This is a genomic window from Caulobacter sp. FG121 (assembly GCF_057809815.1).
The window spans coordinates 179,152-195,433 of record NZ_JBMDKR010000002.1 but is presented as its reverse complement, the minus strand read 5'-3'; the positions used below and the strand labels follow the sequence as shown (position 1 = coordinate 195,433).

General features: G+C 69.3%; 20 protein-coding genes. 10 read left to right on the top strand and 10 right to left on the bottom strand.

Annotated elements, in window-relative coordinates; all coding sequences use genetic code 11:
- The first annotated feature begins 60 nt into the window (after positions 1–60).
- Complete coding sequence (locus ACODSL_RS06835; protein ID WP_488899912.1) at positions 61–786, top strand: phosphatase PAP2 family protein; 726 nt, start codon at positions 61–63, stop codon at positions 784–786.
- A 114-nt stretch (positions 787–900) separates the two neighbouring features.
- Here ACODSL_RS06835 and ACODSL_RS06830 read toward each other — a convergent pair whose 3' ends face one another.
- Entirely contained in the window at positions 901–1,557 is a 657-nt protein-coding gene (locus ACODSL_RS06830) for a J domain-containing protein (protein ID WP_488900288.1), read from the bottom strand.
- Positions 1,558–1,609: 52 nt separating this feature from the next.
- Here ACODSL_RS06830 and ACODSL_RS06825 point away from each other — a divergent pair, with 52 nt between their 5' ends.
- The gene (locus ACODSL_RS06825) at positions 1,610–1,885 is read left to right on the top strand and encodes a BolA family protein (RefSeq protein WP_488899911.1); all 276 of its coding nucleotides are present in this window, start codon (positions 1,610–1,612) and stop codon (positions 1,883–1,885) included.
- Here the strand turns inward: ACODSL_RS06825 and ACODSL_RS06820 are convergent.
- From ACODSL_RS06820 to ACODSL_RS06805, 4 genes are all read right to left on the bottom strand, one after another.
- Positions 1,882–2,247: a response regulator gene (locus ACODSL_RS06820; protein WP_488899910.1), complete on the bottom strand. Its 366-nt coding sequence runs from the start codon at positions 2,245–2,247 to the stop codon at positions 1,882–1,884. The two genes, ACODSL_RS06825 and ACODSL_RS06820, sit on opposite strands and share 4 nt — an antisense overlap.
- A 99-nt stretch (positions 2,248–2,346) precedes the next feature.
- Positions 2,347–3,648: an HlyC/CorC family transporter gene (locus ACODSL_RS06815; protein WP_488899909.1), complete on the bottom strand. Its 1,302-nt coding sequence runs from the start codon at positions 3,646–3,648 to the stop codon at positions 2,347–2,349.
- Complete coding sequence (aroB, locus tag ACODSL_RS06810) at positions 3,645–4,757, bottom strand: 3-dehydroquinate synthase (protein ID WP_488899908.1); 1,113 nt, start codon at positions 4,755–4,757, stop codon at positions 3,645–3,647. Before aroB ends, ACODSL_RS06815 begins: the two co-directional genes overlap by 4 nt.
- The gene (locus ACODSL_RS06805) at positions 4,754–5,308 is read right to left on the bottom strand and encodes a shikimate kinase (RefSeq protein ID WP_488899907.1); all 555 of its coding nucleotides are present in this window, start codon (positions 5,306–5,308) and stop codon (positions 4,754–4,756) included. The genes aroB and ACODSL_RS06805 overlap by 4 nt, the downstream gene beginning before the upstream one ends.
- A gap of 70 nt (positions 5,309–5,378) precedes the next feature.
- Between ACODSL_RS06805 and ACODSL_RS06800 the strand changes: the two genes are divergently transcribed.
- The 7 genes from ACODSL_RS06800 (at position 5,379) to ACODSL_RS06770 (ending at position 10,816) form a co-directional block, all read left to right on the top strand.
- Positions 5,379–6,575: a hypothetical protein gene (locus ACODSL_RS06800; protein WP_488899906.1), complete on the top strand. Its 1,197-nt coding sequence runs from the start codon at positions 5,379–5,381 to the stop codon at positions 6,573–6,575.
- Complete coding sequence (locus tag ACODSL_RS06795) at positions 6,572–7,480, top strand: tyrosine recombinase (protein ID WP_488899905.1); 909 nt, start codon at positions 6,572–6,574, stop codon at positions 7,478–7,480. The genes ACODSL_RS06800 and ACODSL_RS06795 overlap by 4 nt, the downstream gene beginning before the upstream one ends.
- A 51-nt stretch (positions 7,481–7,531) precedes the next feature.
- A complete protein-coding gene (locus ACODSL_RS06790) occupies positions 7,532–7,750 on the top strand; it encodes an alkylphosphonate utilization protein (protein ID WP_488899904.1) in 219 nt (72 codons plus the stop codon).
- A 12-nt stretch (positions 7,751–7,762) separates the two neighbouring features.
- Positions 7,763–8,788: a mechanosensitive ion channel family protein gene (locus ACODSL_RS06785; RefSeq protein WP_488899903.1), complete on the top strand. Its 1,026-nt coding sequence runs from the start codon at positions 7,763–7,765 to the stop codon at positions 8,786–8,788.
- A gap of 64 nt (positions 8,789–8,852) precedes the next feature.
- Positions 8,853–9,902, top strand: a complete 1,050-nt coding sequence (locus ACODSL_RS06780) for an HpcH/HpaI aldolase/citrate lyase family protein (RefSeq protein WP_488899902.1) — start codon at positions 8,853–8,855, stop codon at positions 9,900–9,902.
- A gap of 2 nt (positions 9,903–9,904) precedes the next feature.
- Positions 9,905–10,357, top strand: coding sequence for an acyl-CoA thioesterase (locus tag ACODSL_RS06775; RefSeq protein WP_488899901.1), 453 nt, complete (start codon positions 9,905–9,907; stop codon positions 10,355–10,357).
- Positions 10,358–10,468: 111 nt separating this feature from the next.
- Entirely contained in the window at positions 10,469–10,816 is a 348-nt protein-coding gene (locus ACODSL_RS06770; RefSeq protein ID WP_488899900.1) for a hypothetical protein, read from the top strand.
- 29 nt (positions 10,817–10,845) lie between these two features.
- On the opposite strand, the gene ACODSL_RS06765 is transcribed toward ACODSL_RS06770, so the two are convergent.
- From ACODSL_RS06765 to ACODSL_RS06755, 3 genes are all read right to left on the bottom strand, one after another.
- Positions 10,846–11,133 carry a hypothetical protein gene (locus tag ACODSL_RS06765; RefSeq protein ID WP_488899899.1) on the bottom strand — a complete coding sequence of 96 codons (288 nt, stop codon included), beginning with the start codon at positions 11,131–11,133 and terminating at the stop codon, positions 10,846–10,848.
- A gap of 92 nt (positions 11,134–11,225) precedes the next feature.
- Entirely contained in the window at positions 11,226–12,047 is an 822-nt protein-coding gene (locus tag ACODSL_RS06760) for a thioesterase family protein (RefSeq protein ID WP_488899898.1), read from the bottom strand.
- 41 nt (positions 12,048–12,088) lie between these two features.
- A complete protein-coding gene (locus ACODSL_RS06755) occupies positions 12,089–13,459 on the bottom strand; it encodes a cytochrome P450 (protein WP_488899897.1) in 1,371 nt (456 codons plus the stop codon).
- Positions 13,460–13,623: 164 nt separating this feature from the next.
- Here ACODSL_RS06755 and ACODSL_RS06750 point away from each other — a divergent pair, with 164 nt between their 5' ends.
- The gene (locus tag ACODSL_RS06750; RefSeq protein WP_488899896.1) at positions 13,624–14,433 is read left to right on the top strand and encodes an acyl-CoA thioesterase; all 810 of its coding nucleotides are present in this window, start codon (positions 13,624–13,626) and stop codon (positions 14,431–14,433) included.
- On the opposite strand, the gene ACODSL_RS06745 is transcribed toward ACODSL_RS06750, so the two are convergent.
- A complete protein-coding gene (locus ACODSL_RS06745) occupies positions 14,430–15,308 on the bottom strand; it encodes a dihydrodipicolinate synthase family protein (RefSeq protein WP_488899895.1) in 879 nt (292 codons plus the stop codon). The two genes, ACODSL_RS06750 and ACODSL_RS06745, sit on opposite strands and share 4 nt — an antisense overlap.
- Before the next feature lie 99 nt (positions 15,309–15,407).
- Entirely contained in the window at positions 15,408–16,193 is a 786-nt protein-coding gene (locus tag ACODSL_RS06740; RefSeq protein ID WP_488899894.1) for an SDR family NAD(P)-dependent oxidoreductase, read from the bottom strand.
- Between the last annotated feature and the right edge of the window lie 89 nt (positions 16,194–16,282).

Here is a 16,282-nt window from a genome sequence, read left to right as displayed (position 1 = left end):
GATTAGCGCCTTATCAGCGTTCAGCAAACAATCGTTCGAGGAAAAAATGGTGCAGGCGACGTGATCGACAGGCGACGGATCGGCGCATGGCTGGCCTGGGCGCGGCGCGAGGTCGGGCTTCTGGCCGCGCTTCTGGCGCTGGCGATCGGCGTCCAGGCCTTCCTGGCCATCGCCGACGAGGTGGCGGAAGGCGAGACCCGGCGCCTCGATCTGGCGGTCCTGTTGGCGCTGCGGGCGAACGGTGATCCGTCCCGGCCGCTGGGGCCGGCCTGGCTGACCACGGCGGCGATGGACGTGACGGCGCTGGGCTCGGTGACCGTGCTCAGCCTGATGGTGCTGTTCGTCGCCGGCCTGTTCGCGGCGCTGCGGCGCTGGCGCGAGGCGGGGTTCCTGGTGCTGGCGGCCGGCGGCGGGGTGGCGCTGAGCCAGGGCCTCAAGGCGCTGTTCGGCCGGGCGCGGCCCGACGCGTCACTGCATCTGGTCGATGCGATCAACGCCAGCTTTCCCAGCGGTCACGCCATGCTGTCGGCCGTGGTCTGGCTGACGCTGGGGGCCCTGACCGCGCGATTCGTCCAGCGGCGTCGGGTCAAGGTGTTCGCGCTGGCGGGCGCGGCGGCGTTGACGGTGCTGGTCGGCGTCAGCCGGGTCTACCTCGGCGTCCACTGGCCGAGCGATGTGTTGGCCGGCTGGTCGCTCGGCGCGGCCTGGGCGCTGGCCTGGTGGCTGGCGGCGCAGGCAGTGGACCGGCGGTGGCCGGTTGCGCCACCTGTTTCAGTCAGAGGCTAGCCGCTTGCGTGGTTCGAGACGCTCGGCTGAGGCCTCGCTCCTCACCATGACTGGCAGAGGTGTTCGTCATCCTGAGGAGCGGACCCTCAGGTCCGCGTCTCGAAGGATCCGCGATCAGGCCAGCCCCGCCTTCTTCAGCGTCTTCCACGCCTTCAGTACGCGCTGAAGCTTGTGTTCCGCGCTGCGGTCGCCGCCGTTGGAGTCGGGGTGGCACTTCTTGACCAGCTCGGTGTAGCGCACGCGGATCAGCGTCTTGTCGGCGGTGTCGGGCAGGTCGAGGTCGGCCAGGGCGCCGCGTTCGAGCTTGCCCAGTTGCCGGCCGTCGGCGCGGACCGCCGTACCCTCGACGCCCGAGCGGTCGGCGCGGCCGAAGCCGAACAGGCTGAACGGGTCGTTCCAGCCCATCGGGCCCTTGGCCTGGGCGGCGGCTTCCCGCGAGCGGTTCGAGGCCTTGAAGCTCCAGGTCGGCCGCTCGCCCGTCGCGCGGGCGGCCTGGGCCTGGGCGATGGCGTCGTCGCTCATGCCGGCGAAGAAGTTCCAGGCCTTGTTGTACTCGGCCGCGTGCGGCTGGCAGAAATGATAGAACTGCCCCGGCATGTCGCGCGCCTTCGGCGCCCGCGCCGTGGCCACGGTCAGACAGTCGGGATGGTCACAGCGACGCTCGCCCGGCTTGAGGGCGTTGACGTCCGCTTCCGCCTCGGCCTCCCCGGCTTTGGGAGGTCGAACGCGGATGTCCACGAACCGGGGTCGGTATTGAAAGGCGTTCGCCATGAGCCGAAGTATGAGGCTCAACCTTTCTCATTCAAGAATTGACCTTCGAAAAATGACCTCCATATCTACTTCCATCCGCACAAAACTGACCGACGCGTTTTCTCCGACACGGTTGGAGGTCGTCGACGACTCCGCGCGGCATGCCGGACACGCCGGCGCGCGGCCGGGCGGGGAGAGCCATTTCAATGTTGTGATCGAGGCCCAGGCCTTCGCCGGGCAGTCGAAAGTGGCGCGCCAGCGTCAGGTCTACGGCGTGCTGGCCGAGCTGCTGGCCGGGCCGGTCCACGCGCTGTCGCTGAAGGCCTTGGCTCCGGGGGAGGGCGCCTAGCGCCTGAGGTCCTTGAGGACCTTTTCCAGATCGGCCTGGCGAAACGGCTTCTGCAGCATCGGCGCGTCGCGATGGGCCTCGTCCAGATTCCCGGCGCCGTAGCCGCTGGCGAAGACGTAGGGCAGGCCCCGGGCTCTCAGGGCGTCGGCGACCGGATAGACCGGCTGGCCGCCGAGGTTCAGGTCCAGCACCGCCACATCAATGTCGGCCTCTTTCGCCAGAGGCAGGGCTTCCGCGATCGTCGGCGCCGGGCCCACCACGCTGCAGCCGAAGTCGGACAGCATGTCTTCCAGAAGCATCGCGACGAGCACCTCGTCCTCGACCACCAGAACCCGCAATCCCGTCAGCGTCGCGTTGGTCAACAAGAACTCCTTCCGACGGCGGACGGCCCGGCTGGCCGCGCCGCGCACGTCCTGTGTGCGTCAGGCTGAAACGTGCCGGATTGGGCGCGGTTCCGGCTTTCAGCCGGACTCGATCCACCCCCCGTCGGCGTCCATCCGGGGGCTGATGCGCAGTTCAGTGATCTGGTTGCGGCGACGGCGGGCGACCTCGAAGCGATGCTGGAACACCGTGAAGGTCTCGCCTTCCTCGGGGATTTTCTCGACTTCCTGGATCAGCAGGCCGGCGATCGTCACGGCCTGATCGTCGGGCAAATCCCAGTCCAGCGCGCGGTTCAGGTCGCGGACGGTGACGATGCCGGCGGCCTCGACCCAGCCGTCCGGCTGGACCTTCACGCCCTCGACGGCGGCGTCGTGCTCGTCATCGATCTCGCCGACGATTTCCTCGAGGATGTCCTCGAGCGCCACCACGCCCTGCAGGCCGCCGTACTCGTCGACGACGAGGGCGAAGTGGTTGCGCTTCTTGAGGAAGGCGTTGAGCTGGTCCTTCAGCTTGGTCGTCTCGGGCGTGAACCACGGCTTGCGGGCGAGGCCCATGACGTCGAGCTTGTCGAGATCGACGCCGGTCTGGGCCATGACCTTGACCAGGTCGCGGACGTGCAGGACGCCGACGATGTTGTCCGGGTCGTCGCGCCACAGCGGCAGGCGGCTGTGGCCGCAGTCCAGCGCCTGCTGGACCAGCTCGCGTGGCGGCAGGCCGGCGTCGAGCATCTCGACCGACTTGCGGTGAACCATGACCTCGGAGACGTCCATCTCCGACAGGTCGAGCACGCCGCCCAGCATGCGACGGTCGCGGCTTTCGACCACGCCTTCGGAGTGGTGGTACTCGACCGCGCCGCGGATCTCCTCGTGGGCCGCCAGGACGTCGGTCTCCATCGACAGGTTGATGCCGAACGGCCGCAGGGTCTGGCGCACGATCCACTGCGCGCCCCGCGCCAGCGGCCCGAAGATGCGCACCAGCCACCAGGTCGGCAGCGACAGGAACCGGGCCACGACCTCGGGACGGGTGATGGCCAGGGTCTTGGGCAGGATCTCGCCGAAGATCACCACCAGCACCGTCATGATCACCGTCGAGGCGACCACCCCGATCGGGCCGGGGAAGGCCGCCGCCAGCACGCTGGTCGTCAGGGCCGAGGCCCCGATGTTGACCACGTTGTTGGACAGCAGGATGGCCCCGATCATGTTCTCCTGGTCGCCCATCATCCCGTTGACCCGGGCGGCGCTGCGGTCGCCGTCGCGCTCCAGCTGGTGCATGCGGCCGCGGCTGGCGGCGGTCATCGAGGTCTCGGCGGCCGAGATCAGGGCGCCGATGCCCAGCAGGATGATCAGGGCGGGGGCCAGGGTCAGTATGAGGGCCGCGATCACGGCTTGGCTCCTTGTTCGATCAGGAAGCGGCGCAGGGCGTCCGGATCGACCCCTTTCGCCGTGAAGGCCTCACCGATGCGGCGGGCGAGAATGAAGGTCAGGGCGCCGCCCTCGGTCTTTTTGTCCTGACCCATGTGGTGGATCAGGCGGTCGGCGCTGAACGGATGACCGGGCACGTCGGCCATGCCCGCGGGCAGGCCGGCGGCGGCCAGGGCCCGCTCGACGCGGGCGGCGTCGGCCGGATCGCACAGGCCGAGCGTCGCGGAAAACCGGAAAGCCAGCCCGCAGCCGGCGGCCACCGCCTCGCCGTGTTTCAGGGTCTCGCCGTAACCGGTCTCGGCCTCCAGCGCATGGCCAAAGGTGTGGCCGAGGTTGAGCAGGGCGCGGCGGCCCTGTTCCTTCTCGTCCTCGGCGACGATCTCGGCCTTCATTTCCACGGACCGCCCGACGGCGTGGATCAGGGCGTCGATGTCGCCGGCCAGCACCGCCGCGCCATGCGCTTCCAGCCAGGTGAAGAAGGCTTCGTCGCCGAGCATGCCGTACTTGATCACCTCGGCGTAGCCGCAGGCCATCTCCCGGTCGGGCAGTGTGGCCAGTACGTCGAGGTCGGCCAGCACCAGCCGGGGCTGGTGGAAGGCGCCGATCAGGTTCTTGCCGCGCGGGGTGTCGATGGCCGTCTTGCCGCCGACCGAGCTGTCGACCTGGGCCAGCAGGCTGGTCGGGACCTGGATGAAGTCGATGCCGCGCTTGTAGATCGCCGCCGCGAAGCCCGCGAGATCGCCGACCACCCCGCCGCCGAAGGCCACGATCACGTCGCCCCGGTCCAGCTGCAGGTCGAGCAACTGGTCCGAGAGCGAGGCGAGGCCCTCGAAGCTCTTGCTCTCCTCGCCGGCCGGCACGGTGATCACGTCGACCGCCACGCCCGCGCGCTCCAGCGAGACCGAGAGCCGCTCGCCGTGGTGCGCGCCGACGTTCGAGTCGGTGACGATGGCCGTGCGCTTCGTCTTCAGCAGCGGGGCGATGTGCTCGCCCGCCCGGTCGATCAGGCCGGGCCCGACGATCACGTCGTAGGACCGTCCGCCGAGGGCGACAGGAAGGCTGCGGGTCAAGTCGGGGCTCCGGCGATGTAGTCGGTCAGGGCGCGCAGGACGGCCTCGACGGCCTCCTGATGCGGCGTGTCGCTGGTTTCGACGGCGACATCGGCGAGGGCGTAGATCGGGTCACGCACGGCCGCCAGCGCGGTCAGCACCTCCATCGGATCCTTGCCCCGCACCAGCGGGCGGGTGTCCTTGCGGCCGATGCGTTGCGCCAGCAGCGGCAGGTCAGCCTTGAGCCAGACGGAGATCGCGCGATTCTTGATCAGCGCCCGCGTGTCGTCATTGATGAACGCGCCCCCGCCCGTTGCCAGGACGTGCGGTCCTTCATCGAGCAGCCGCGCGATCACCCGACGTTCACCGTCGCGGAAGGCGGGCTCGCCCATCGAAGCGAAGATATCCGAGATCGACTGCCCGGCCGCCGCTTCGACTTCCGTGTCGGCGTCGCGGAACGGCAGGTTCAGCGCGGTCGCCAGACGGCGTCCGATACTGCTCTTGCCAACGCCCATGAGTCCGACGAGGGCGATGGTCTTGCGGCGGAGTCTTGGGTCGGCGGTCATGGCCATGCTTGGCTTACACGACTGCGAGCGGTTGAGCCAAGTTTCAGGATGGCCCGAGCTCAGGCATAATCACCGAATGCGCAATCTCCGGTCCGCCCCTCTCGTGTTGCTCCTCGCCCTTTCGCTGGTTTGCGGGGCGCCGGCCGCCGCGCAGGTCGCGGTCTCGACGCTGGCGCCGCCGGACTACTTCTCGCTCGGGGATCGCGAGAGCGGCCTGCCTTCGGACTTCTGGGCCGGCACGTCGGCCGGGCTGATGCGAGACACGTTGCCGGCGATCGGCCGCAAGCCGCTCAGCCCCGCTGCCACGATTTTCGCCGGCTGGGTGCTGGGCGCCGGAGTCGCCGGGCCGGAGGGCGCGGGGCGGGACCCGGATGTCGCCGCCGCCCGGGTGCAGGCGTTGCTGGCGCTAGGCCAACCCCGGTCCGCCCTGGCCGCCATTGATCGCGCGCCCAACGTACCGATCAACGCCGCCCTGGCCCAGGCCGCCGCCGAGACGGCGCTGGTCAACGGCCAGGATGACGTCGCCTGTCGCATCTCCGATCAGCTGACGGTCAATCGCGGCGATCTCTACTGGCTGCGGCTGCGAGCCTTCTGTCAGGCGGTGGCGGGACAGTCCGACGCGGCGCAGCTGACCTTTACGCTCGCGGGCGAGCGCGCGAAGGACCCGGTCTACGCCCGTCTGATGGGCGCCATGCTGGCCGGCGCGGGCGATCCCGGCGCGGCCTCTCTGCGCAACGGTCTTGACTACGCCCTGTCGCGCAAGCTGGCGCTTGATCTGCCGGCCGCCCGGACGACCGCCTCGCCGGCCGTCGCGGCGGTGTTGTGGCCGACGCCTTCCGCGCCTGACACCGAGGATGTGACGGTCGCCCGCTCGCTGATCGCCAGCGCGGCCACCACGCCGGCGCTGCTCGACAGCCTGCTCGACGAGGCCGACGCCGCGCCCCCGAAGGCGCGGCCGGTCCTGATCGGCCGCGTCCTGTTGCTGGAGGCCATGGGCGGGCAGCCGGGCCCCAACGCCCGGGCGCGGCTGGCGAAGGCCGATGCCGGCAGGAGCACGGTATCGCCGACGATGCTGCTGGCGCTGGACCGAGCCGCCGGCGCCGGTCTCAAGGGCGAGACCGCGCTGGCAGTTCTCGCGATTGCGTCCGATGCCGGGGCCGCCGGGCCAGTCGCCGTGGACCGGGTCAGGATCGTCACCGCCCTGCGCAAGGTCGGATTGACCAGCGCCGCGGAGGCTTTCGCCGTCGAGGGCCTGCTGGTTCCCGCCAGATGAGCCAGGCCTGGGCCGAGGCCTTCCTGGAAATGATGGCCGTCGAGCGCGCCTCCGCACGCAACACCCTGACCGCCTACGGCAAGGACCTGACCGATGCGACGGCTTTCCTGAAAGGGCGCGGACAGGATCTGTCGACCGCCTCGGCCGAGGACATTGAGGCCTATTTCGCCGCCATGGGCGCGGCCGGTCTGTCGCCGGCGACGGCGGCGCGTCGGCGGGCGGCGGTGCGGCAGTTCTACCGCTTCGTGCTCGGCGAGGGCTGGCGGACAGACGATCCCTCCCGCCGCGTCGAGGCGCCGAAACAGGGCCGACCGCTGCCCAAGGTTCTGTCGCGCGACGAGGTCGAGCGCCTGATCGCTGCGGCGGCCGCGAAGTATGGAGCCCAGGGCCTGCGCCTCGCCTGCCTGATCGAGATGACCTACGCGTCCGGCCTGCGCGTCTCCGAACTGCTGGCCCTGCCGCTGACGGCGCTGGCGCGCGATCCGGCCTTCCTGATGGTCAAGGGCAAGGGCGGCAAGGAACGGCTGGCCCCGCTGAACGACGCGGCGCGCACGGCTGTGAAGGCCTGGCTGGCGGTGCGCAAGACCTTCATCCCCAAGGGCGACGCCGCCAATCCCTGGCTGTTTCCCTCGCGCGGCAAGGGTGGACGGCTGACGGCCCGGCGCTTCTCGCAACTGCTGGAGGAAGCCGCCGCCGGGGCCGGCATCGACCCGGCCCGGGTCAGCCCGCACGTCCTGCGCCACGCCTTCGCCACCCATTTGCTGGAAGGCGGCGCCGACCTGCGCATCGTCCAGACCCTGCTGGGCCACGCCGACATCGCCACCACCCAGATCTACACCCACGTTGCGGGCGAGCGGCTGGCGGAAGTGGTGCGGAGCAAGCATCCGTTAGCGAAAAAGCCCTGACACATGGTAGGGGCATTCGCGACTCTCCCGGCCCCTCCAAGGAATTCTCCCATGTCGGAAACCCGCGACAGCAACGGCGCCCTCCTCGCGGACGGCGACAGCGTCACCCTGATCAAGGACCTCAAGGTCAAGGGCTCGGGCGGCGTCACGCTCAAGCGCGGCACGCTGGTCAAGAAGATCCGCCTCACCGGCGACCCGGACGAGATCGAGGCCAATGTCGACAAGGTCCGCGGGCTCGTGCTGCGGACCGAATTCATCAAGAAGGCCTAGGAGGCCCCGCGCGTGCAGTCGGACCTCGACGCCCTCGGTCACATCGACAAGCTGGTGTTGTTCAACATCGGCAAGACGCAGGTGACGACCGGTGGCCTGATCGTGGCCCTGCTGACCGTCGTTGCGGCCCTTGTCGCCGCCCGGCTGGTCAGCCTGGCCTTGCAGCGCGTGCGGGCCAAGGCCACGCGCGGCGGCGCTGGCCTGTACATTGTTGAGAAGTTGTCGGTCTACGGCCTGGTGGTGTTCGGCGCGATCGCCGGGGTCTCGACCCTGGGTGTCGATCTGTCCTCGCTGGCGGTGTTCGGCGGAGCGCTCGGCGTCGGCGTGGGTCTCGGCCTGCAGGGCGTGGTCAAGGAATTCGTCTCCGGCATCGTGCTGATCTTCGACGAGTCCCTGCGGGTCGGGGACTACATCGAGCTGGAGAGCGGTCAGCGCGGCGTGATCCACGAGATCGGCGCCCGGGCGACCCGCATCCGCAACAATGACAGCGTCGATATCCTGATCCCCAACAGCCAGCTGATCCAGGGCACGGTGACTAACTGGACGCTGCGCGGGCACACCCGGCGGATCCGGATCCCGTTCCGCGCGGCCTACGGGGTCGACAAGGAAAAGGTCCGCGACGCCGTGCTCGAGGCGGCCGTGGCCGTGCCCTTCACCCTGCCGGATAGCGGCACCTACCGCACCCAGGTCTGGCTGGTCGGCTTCGGCGAGTCGGGTCTGAACTTCGAGCTGGTGGTCTGGCCGAGGCTGGAGGCGGTGAAGCGGCCCAACGCCATGCAGGCGGCCTACACCTGGGCGATCGACGACGCCCTGCGCAAGGCCGGCATCGAGACGCCGGCCCCCCAGCTGGATCTGCGCGTCCGTTCGTTGTTCGGGGAGGAGGGCGACGCCGCCCGCCGCTCGCTCGGCCTGCAGTCCGGACCGGCGGCGCCCGTGCGGGGCCGCAAGTCGCGGACTTCCAGCAACGACGCGGCGGATGATCTGCTCCGCCCGGTCGACGAAGACGAAGCGCCCCAGGCCGAGCCGCGCAAGCCTTGACGGCCTCGCGGCGCCGCCGCAATACCGTTCGCAATTGCGAAAAGCAGGGACGGGGACAACGCCGATGAAGACGCCGCGCGGGTTTTTCAAGCCATTGGCCATCGGCGCCCCGGCGCCGCTTCGCGAGCTGCCGGTGCGGGTCGAGCGGATGATCCACTTCGTCCCGGCCCACCTCGAAAAGGTCCGCGCCAAGGTTCCCGAGATCGCCCCGAGCGTCGACGTGATCCTCGGCAACCTGGAAGACGCCATTCCCGCCGACGCCAAGGACGCGGCCCGCGCCGGCTTCATCGAGATGGCCAACGCCACTGATTTCGCGGCCATGGGCGTAGGCCTCTGGACCCGCATCAACTGCCTCAACTCGCCCTGGCACCTGGACGACGTGCAGGACATCGTCGCCGGCGTCGGCGACAAACTGGACGTGATGATGGTCCCCAAGGTCGAGGGGCCGTGGGACATCCACTACATGGACCAGTTCCTCGCCATCCTCGAAGCGAAGCATGGTCTGAAGAAGCCGATCCTGCTGCACGCCATCCTGGAAACCGCCGAGGGCGTGAACAACGTCGAGGCCATCTGCGCCGCCAGCCCGCGCATGCATGGCATCAGTCTCGGCCCCGCCGACCTCGCCGCCAGCCGCCAGATGAAGACCACCCGCGTCGGCGGCGGCCACCCCTTCTACAAGGTGCTGGAAGACCCGCGTGACGACGGCCAGCCGCGCGTCGCCGCCCAGCAGGACATCTGGCACTACACCTTCGCCAAGATGGTCGACGCCTGCGCCGCTTACGGCATCAAACCCTTCTACGGTCCGTTCGGCGACATCTCGGACGGCGAGGCCTGCGAACAGCAGTTCCGCAACGCCTTCCTGCTCGGCTGCGCCGGGGCCTGGAGCCTGCATCCCAACCAGATCGCCATCGCCAAACGGGTTTTCAGTCCCGATCCGGGCGAGATCGCCTTCGCCAAACGCATCCTCGAAGGCATGCCGGACGGCACCGGTGTGGTGATGCTCGACGGCAAGATGCAGGACGACGCGACCTGGAAGCAGGCCCGGGTGATGGTCGACTGTGCCAAACAGATCGCCGCCAAGGACCCGGAATACGCCGCGCTCTACGGATTCTGATCGTGGCCGAGCGCGAACCGCCTGCTGTCCTCTCGGACTTCACCTTCACCATGCCCCTGCGGGTGCGGTGGTCGGAGTGCGACATGCAGGGGATCGTGTTCAATCCGCACTATCTGACCTACGCGGACGTCGCGATGACCGAGTACATGCGGGCGGTGGGATTCCCCTATCCGCAGGCGTTGCTGCCGCACGGGGCCGACATCTTCGCGGTCAACGCCAACACCGATTTCCGCGCCTCGGCCCGGTTCGATGACGAGCTGACGCTCGGCGTGCGGGCGGCGCGCTTTGGTCGGACCAGCTTCCTGTTCCGGATCGCCGCCTTCCGGGGCGATGAGCTGATCTGCGATGTGCGCAACACATACGTTTGCGCGACGGAAGGTGAGCAGAAGCCGGTGCCCGTGCCGGCGGCGTTCATCGATGCCGTCAGGGCGTTCGAGCGGGTGAAGCCGGCGTAGGGGACACGTACCTTCGGTGGATGTCTCCCATGACCGTTTGACCCAGCGCAACGCAGCCCGGGCGGCGCCCCGGCAGACTTGGCTCGACCTCAGGCGGCAAGGGCCTTCGACATGGAAATATCCCGGCGGCTGTCACGGGTGCTTGGTCCCACACTGGTTGTGCTGACCCTGACCGAGGCGCCCAATCTCCGTCTGTTCGCCGGCAACCCCGCGCCGGTGGTCTATCTGGACGGCACGTTGCTGTTCATCGCAGGCGTCGCGATCCTGCAAGCCTATGCGCGCTGGACGTGGAGCCTTTCGACCCTGGTGACGCTGTGCGGCTGGGCCTTCGTGCTCGCGGGCTTCTACCGGATGGCCTTTCCCGCCGCGACCCAACTGGCCGAGGGGCCCGCGACCTGGGGGGTGTTCGCGGCGCTGCTGCTGATCGGCGGCTTGCTGACCTTCAAGGGGTACCGTTGAGGCCGGTGTTTCAGCGGGCAATCGTGGTCCTAGGGCGCCTTTGTCGCCTGGTCGACGATGCCGGATTTGCGGTCGACCCAGAGTGAGGCGAGCCTCAGGCCGACGGCTGCGACGATCAGAGTCCCAGCCACGGCAGACGACGACAAGTGAACGTGGGCGTTCAAGGTCGAGCCGCTGCGGTCGAGCTCGCCCCCGAGAAGAGCGCCAAGCCCGAGTGAGGCAACGGCGATGCTGTTCAGATTCAGCTGGTTCATCGTCAACGCTCGCATTGCGATCTTGGGATGAGTAATGTTGGCCGCTTCCCTGATCGCGCGCAATGCTGATCTTCCAACGTGCGGCCATTGCAGGCCGCTCTGGTTGTCCGAATGTGACAGGCTCGCCACGTCGTGATGGCTACGGCGGCGCGTAGCTAGCCCGGCCGTCGCGGCGTGTGAAGCATCTGGCCGTTGCCGCTGGCCAGCAGACGGCCGTCCTCGCTCCAGACCTGGCCGCTGCCGTGAATCAGGCCGCCATGGGCCTTTTCCGAACGCGCGTCGACCAGCAGCCAGTCGGCCCCCTTCGGGTCTTCGTGGAACCAGACCGCCAGATCGAGGCTCGGGGCGATGTAGTCGGCTTCCGGCGGCTGGGCCCGGCGATGGGCCGGCCAGAGGATGGTGTCGATCAGCACCAGCGACCGGGCGCAGTCGGCGAACACATCGACAGCCTCGAAGTCCAGGAACCGCTGCCACTGCCGGATCGGCGCGCCGGGCGCCAGTCGCTCGCCCCACGGAATCCAGACCAGAGGCCGGGTCTCGAAATTGGCCCAGAAGGGATGTTTGGGCGCGTCGGCGGGCAGGTAGTGCTCGTTCGGCTTGAGGTCGGCCGGCGGCGGGGACTCCGGCGGAAGGGCCGCCGCCATCTCCGGGCCGCCCTCACGGTTGGTGGTCCAGACCTGGGCGGTCAGAAAGGGTTTGCCCGCCTGCGACAGCTCCACGGCGAAGCAGACCGCCGACCGTCCGGCCTTGAGCACGCGAACCTCAGCCTGCGCCGGGCCGAAGGCGCCCACGGACAGGTACTGGCAGGAAAAGCTGGCCGGCCGATGCCCCTCCGGCGCCAGGGTCCCGGCCGCGCGCAGGGCGATGGCGGCGACATAGCCGCCGTTCGGCCCCCAGATCTCCCAGTCCCGGGAAAGGGTGGCGGTCAGAACGCCGTTGGCTTCAACGACGGCGGAATCTTCGTGAAATCGTCCCATGCCGTCTCATTACCCGGATTTTCGCTGGGGAAAGAAAGACGTCAGTCGATGGGGTCCACCCTGAACCATGGTTCATGGTCCGGCGCGGTGGTCACCCCGCCGACCGGCATCACCGGACGGTCGCTCTCAAGTGAAAACTCGAACCGCTCCAGCACCTTTGCCAGCATGATCGACGCCTCGGCCAGGGCAAAGGCGGCGCCGATGCAGATGCGCGGGCCGGCGCCGAACGGCAGGTAGGCCGGCTCGCTGACCCACGGCTGGGCCTTGCCGGCGAACCGGTCCGGCATGAAGGCGGTCGGGTTGTCCCAGTAGCCCGTGTGCCGGTGCATCACCCAGGGGCTGATCCAGACCAGACAGCCCTTTCCGAGGCTCTCGCCGCACAGCACGACCGGGTCGGCCACCTGGCGCATGATGATCGGCACGGGCGGGTAGAGGCGCAGGGCTTCGAGCAGCACCATCTTGAGGCGCGGCCAGTGCTGCAGGTCTTCAAGCGTGGTCAGACGGTCGCACGGAAAGGCGCGCACCTCGGCCCGCAGCCGGCTCTGTTCGGCGCCGTCGAGCGCCAGCAGATAGCTGGCCCAGAACAGCAGGCGCGAGGTGGTCTCGAAGCCGGCGAACAACATGGTGGCGCATTGGTCGCGCACCTCGGCGTCGGACAGGGGCTGGCCCGTCCCGGCGTCGCGCACGGCCAGCAGCCGGTCGAGCAGGTCGTCGTGGTCGGCGCCCGGCGGCTCGGCGCGGCGCGCGGCGACCAGGCGGTCGACGGCGGCGAACCAGCGCTTCTGGAACCGGCGACGCGCCCCGCCGGCGAAGGCGAAGTCACTCTCGGACCGGGCGAACCCGTCGAGGAAGGACGGCCGGCCGGCGGTGGCGACGTAGTCACGAACCATGGCCGCCAGTTCGATCTGCTCCGGGCCCGCCGAAAGCGAGAACAGCGAGCGCAGCACCGCCTCCAGCGCTGCCTGGTGGTAGGCGTCGGCGAGGTTGGCGCGGGTCTGGCCGGTCAGGCGCGCGGCCAGACTGTCGGCGGCGGCGTGGAAGTGCGGCAGCAGGGACTCGACGCTTCCGGGCGTGAAGGCGGGGGCCAGCATCCGGCGCTGGCCGCGCCAAGGCAGCCCCTCGGCCAGCAATACTCCTTCGCCGGCCAGCGGCCGCACCGGTCGAACAGCGGCGAGCGGGCGGATGAAGTGGCTCATGCCGGTCTGCATGACCTCGCGGATCGCCGCAGGGTCGTTGACCAGCAGACTGTCGACTCCCAGCACCTTGCGGCGGCCGTAGGGGATGTCGAAGGCGTTCTTCGACCAGTTGCCGAGCGTGTTGCTAAGCGTCGCCACCACCAGCCGCGGCGTCGACAGGTCCTCCGGATGGACATAGGGCGCGGGCGGGATGATCGGGCGGGCGGGGGCGTCCATGCGCTGGACCTTTGCACTGCCGTTGCGGCGATGGAGTAGGGCGTCGGGAATAGGGAGTAGCACAGGCCAGGCGCGGCGCCTGCGGTGCGAGCAGGTGAAACTACTCCCTACTCCCTACTCCTACGCCCTATTCCCAATCCCGCCGCGTCCGCTAAACCGCCCTCATGTCCACGCCCTTCTTCGACCTCCGCGCCTCGCACAATCCCCACCGCTGGCACATGCCGCTGACACCGAAGGTCTGCGTCGGGCCAGAGGGGCACATGTTCATGTACGGCGGCGTCGGTCTGGCGGCGTCGATCTCGGCGCTGGAACAGACCTGCGGCCGGCCGGTGATCTGGGCCACGGCGCAGTACCTGTCCTACGCCCGGCCGCCGTCGATCGTGGATTTCGACGTCTGGATCGCCGCCGCGGGCAAATACACCACCCAGGCCAGCGTGAAGGGCCACGTCGGCGAGAGCGAGATCTTCACCGTCTACGCGGCGCTGGGCGCGCGGCCGGGCGGGGCCTCCATGCAATGGGCGAAGATGCCGGTCCTGCCGCCGCCAGATGACTGCGACCCGGTCCGCCTGTGGCCGGACCAGGGGGACAACCTCAACCGCCGGATCGAGATCCGCACCGCCGGCGGCGCCTACGGCATCGACAGCCGCACCGGTCAGCCGAACGCTGATGGCCGCATGCAGATGTGGTTGCAGACCCGCGAGGAGCATCCGGTCGACGCCAGCCTGCTGGCCGTGTTCGCCGACTATGTGCCTTCAGGCCTGGGACCGGCGCTCGGCCTGCAGGCCGGCGGCAACAGCCTGGACAACACGCTCAGGGTCCTGTCGCTGGTTCCCACCCGCTGGGTTCTGGCTGACATCCACATCAGCGGCGTTCACGCCGGCGTCGGCCACGGGTCCATGAACCTGTTCGCGCAGACCGGCGAGCTGCTGGCCGTGGCCAGCCAGTCGATGATCGTCCGGGTGCGGGAAGACTAGAGCGCCGCGACCGCCGCCACGGCCTTCGCCTGTATCTCGCCGGCCAGAGGCAGGACCGGCAGCGGCGGCTGGGCGGCTGTCAGGCCGAGGTGATTGGCGACGGCGTACATGGCGCGCATCCCGCCGACGCTCCTGAACACCTCCCACAAGGGCGCGAAGACCGCGTCGAGGCGGTCGGCCTCGGCTCGGTCGCCGCGTCGCGCGGCGGCGGTCAGGGCGGCGGCCCGTTCCGGGAACAGGCCGGCAGAGACACTGAACCAGGTGTCCGCGCCGGCGAGCAGCCCGTCCTTGCAGCCCCAGTCGCCGCTGTAGCCGATCGTCAGCCGGGGCGCGGCGTCGCGATAGCGTTTCAGGTCGACGCCGATGTCTCCCTTCGGCAGCGGAAGCTTGATCGCCGCCACGCTGGGGATGGCGTCCGCCAGACGCGCCACGAGCTCGGGACTGAAGGTGAAGTTGGTTGTGCCCGGATTGTTGTAGATGACGATCGGCGTGTCGGTGACCAACGCCACGGCGGCGAAGTGCCGGAACACCTCCTCGTCGGTCAGCGGCGTGTAGCTGACCGGCGCCAGCAGCAGGCCCGCTGCGCCTTCCGCCGCGGCGTCCTTCGCCAGCGCCTGCGCCTGGTCCGTGCGCAGGGCGCCAACACCGACGATCACCGGAGTGTCGGTCAGGGTCTCCACCGCGATGGCCGTCGCGCGCCGCCGCTCGTCGCGGTCCAGGAACATGTAGGTCCCCGTGCTGCCGAGCAGGCCGACCGAGTCCGCGCCGCCGTCTTCGATGGCGCGAAGAATGCCCCGCAGGTCGGCCTCGATGACCCGCCCTTCCGGCGTCGCGGGCGTGATGGGAAAGGCCGACAGACCGGCAAAGAGTGACATGCTGTTCCTCCGACAAGCGGGCGCATACAGCCTCCGGTCGCCCGGCGGCTCAAGTCATGTTGCGCTTCGGATTGTGTCAGCGTTCGGTGAAGACGCGGCCTAGGCCATCTTCCCTGGCACCACCGGGTGCGAGCTCGACAGCCCGCCATCCACGGCGATGAACTGGCCGTTGACGTAGCTGGCGTCGTCCGAGGCCAGGAACAGGGCCACGCGGGCGATTTCCTCCGGAACGGCGCCCCGGCGCAGCGGATTGAGCTGGCCGATCTTGCCCTCGGTGCCGCGCTCGCGGGCGCGGTCGAACATGAACTGGGTCATGCCGGTTTCGGTCAGGCCCGGGCAGATGGCGTTGATCCGTACGCCCGTGCCGGCCAGCTGGTTGGCGCCGGTCTGGACGATGCTGATCACGCCCGCCTTGGAGGCGCTGTAGGGCATGCCGCCCGCGCCGGAGCGGATGCCGGCGACGCTGGCGGTGCAGATGATCGAGCCCTTGCCGCGCGCGACCATCAGTCGGGCGGCGGCCTGGACCGCGAGGAACACGCCGACCGTGTTGATGCGTAGCACCTCGGTCCAGTGCTCGGCGGTCAGGTCGAACAGGCCCGGAAGGCCGCCGGACACGCCGGCGTTGGCGAACATGATGTCCACGCCGCCGAGCATCTCCGCCGCCTCGATGGCCTTGTTCAGCACGTCCGTCGTGGCGACATCGCCGACGATGGCGACGCCGCGACCGCCGGCCTTTGTCACCAGCTCCAGCGTCTCGTTGACCTTGTCCGACACGTCCGCCAGCACGACGGTCGCGCCGGCCTCGGCGAACAGCTGCGCCGACGCCCGGCCGATGCCGCTGGCCGCGCCGGTGATGATGGCCACCCGGCCCTTGAGCTTGCTCATGGTGCTGTTTCCTTCAAACGATTGTTTGAAGCAGGATGCACGGCGGGCGGCGCGGAGGGAAGGGGGCAGGGCGCAGGCCCAGCTTGCCC

Bases quoted from the DNA above. Each gene is read 5' to 3' on its own strand.
- ACODSL_RS06795 (WP_488899905.1), top strand. From the start codon at position 6,572: ATGAGCCAGGCCTGGGCCGAGGCCTTCCTGGAAATGATGGCCGTCGAG.
- ACODSL_RS06780 (WP_488899902.1), top strand. From the start codon at position 8,853: ATGAAGACGCCGCGCGGGTTTTTCAAGCCATTGGCCATCGGCGCCCCG.
- ACODSL_RS06800 (WP_488899906.1), top strand. From the start codon at position 5,379: ATGCGCAATCTCCGGTCCGCCCCTCTCGTGTTGCTCCTCGCCCTTTCG.
- ACODSL_RS06750 (WP_488899896.1), top strand. From the start codon at position 13,624: ATGTCCACGCCCTTCTTCGACCTCCGCGCCTCGCACAATCCCCACCGC.
- ACODSL_RS06830 (WP_488900288.1), bottom strand. From the start codon at position 1,557: ATGGCGAACGCCTTTCAATACCGACCCCGGTTCGTGGACATCCGCGTT.
- ACODSL_RS06770 (WP_488899900.1), top strand. From the start codon at position 10,469: ATGGAAATATCCCGGCGGCTGTCACGGGTGCTTGGTCCCACACTGGTT.
- ACODSL_RS06790 (WP_488899904.1), top strand. From the start codon at position 7,532: ATGTCGGAAACCCGCGACAGCAACGGCGCCCTCCTCGCGGACGGCGAC.
- ACODSL_RS06755 (WP_488899897.1), bottom strand. From the start codon at position 13,459: ATGGACGCCCCCGCCCGCCCGATCATCCCGCCCGCGCCCTATGTCCAT.
- ACODSL_RS06805 (WP_488899907.1), bottom strand. From the start codon at position 5,308: ATGGCCATGACCGCCGACCCAAGACTCCGCCGCAAGACCATCGCCCTC.
- ACODSL_RS06825 (WP_488899911.1), top strand. From the start codon at position 1,610: ATGACCTCCATATCTACTTCCATCCGCACAAAACTGACCGACGCGTTT.
- ACODSL_RS06745 (WP_488899895.1), bottom strand. From the start codon at position 15,308: ATGTCACTCTTTGCCGGTCTGTCGGCCTTTCCCATCACGCCCGCGACG.
- ACODSL_RS06740 (WP_488899894.1), bottom strand. From the start codon at position 16,193: ATGAGCAAGCTCAAGGGCCGGGTGGCCATCATCACCGGCGCGGCCAGC.
- ACODSL_RS06760 (WP_488899898.1), bottom strand. From the start codon at position 12,047: ATGGGACGATTTCACGAAGATTCCGCCGTCGTTGAAGCCAACGGCGTT.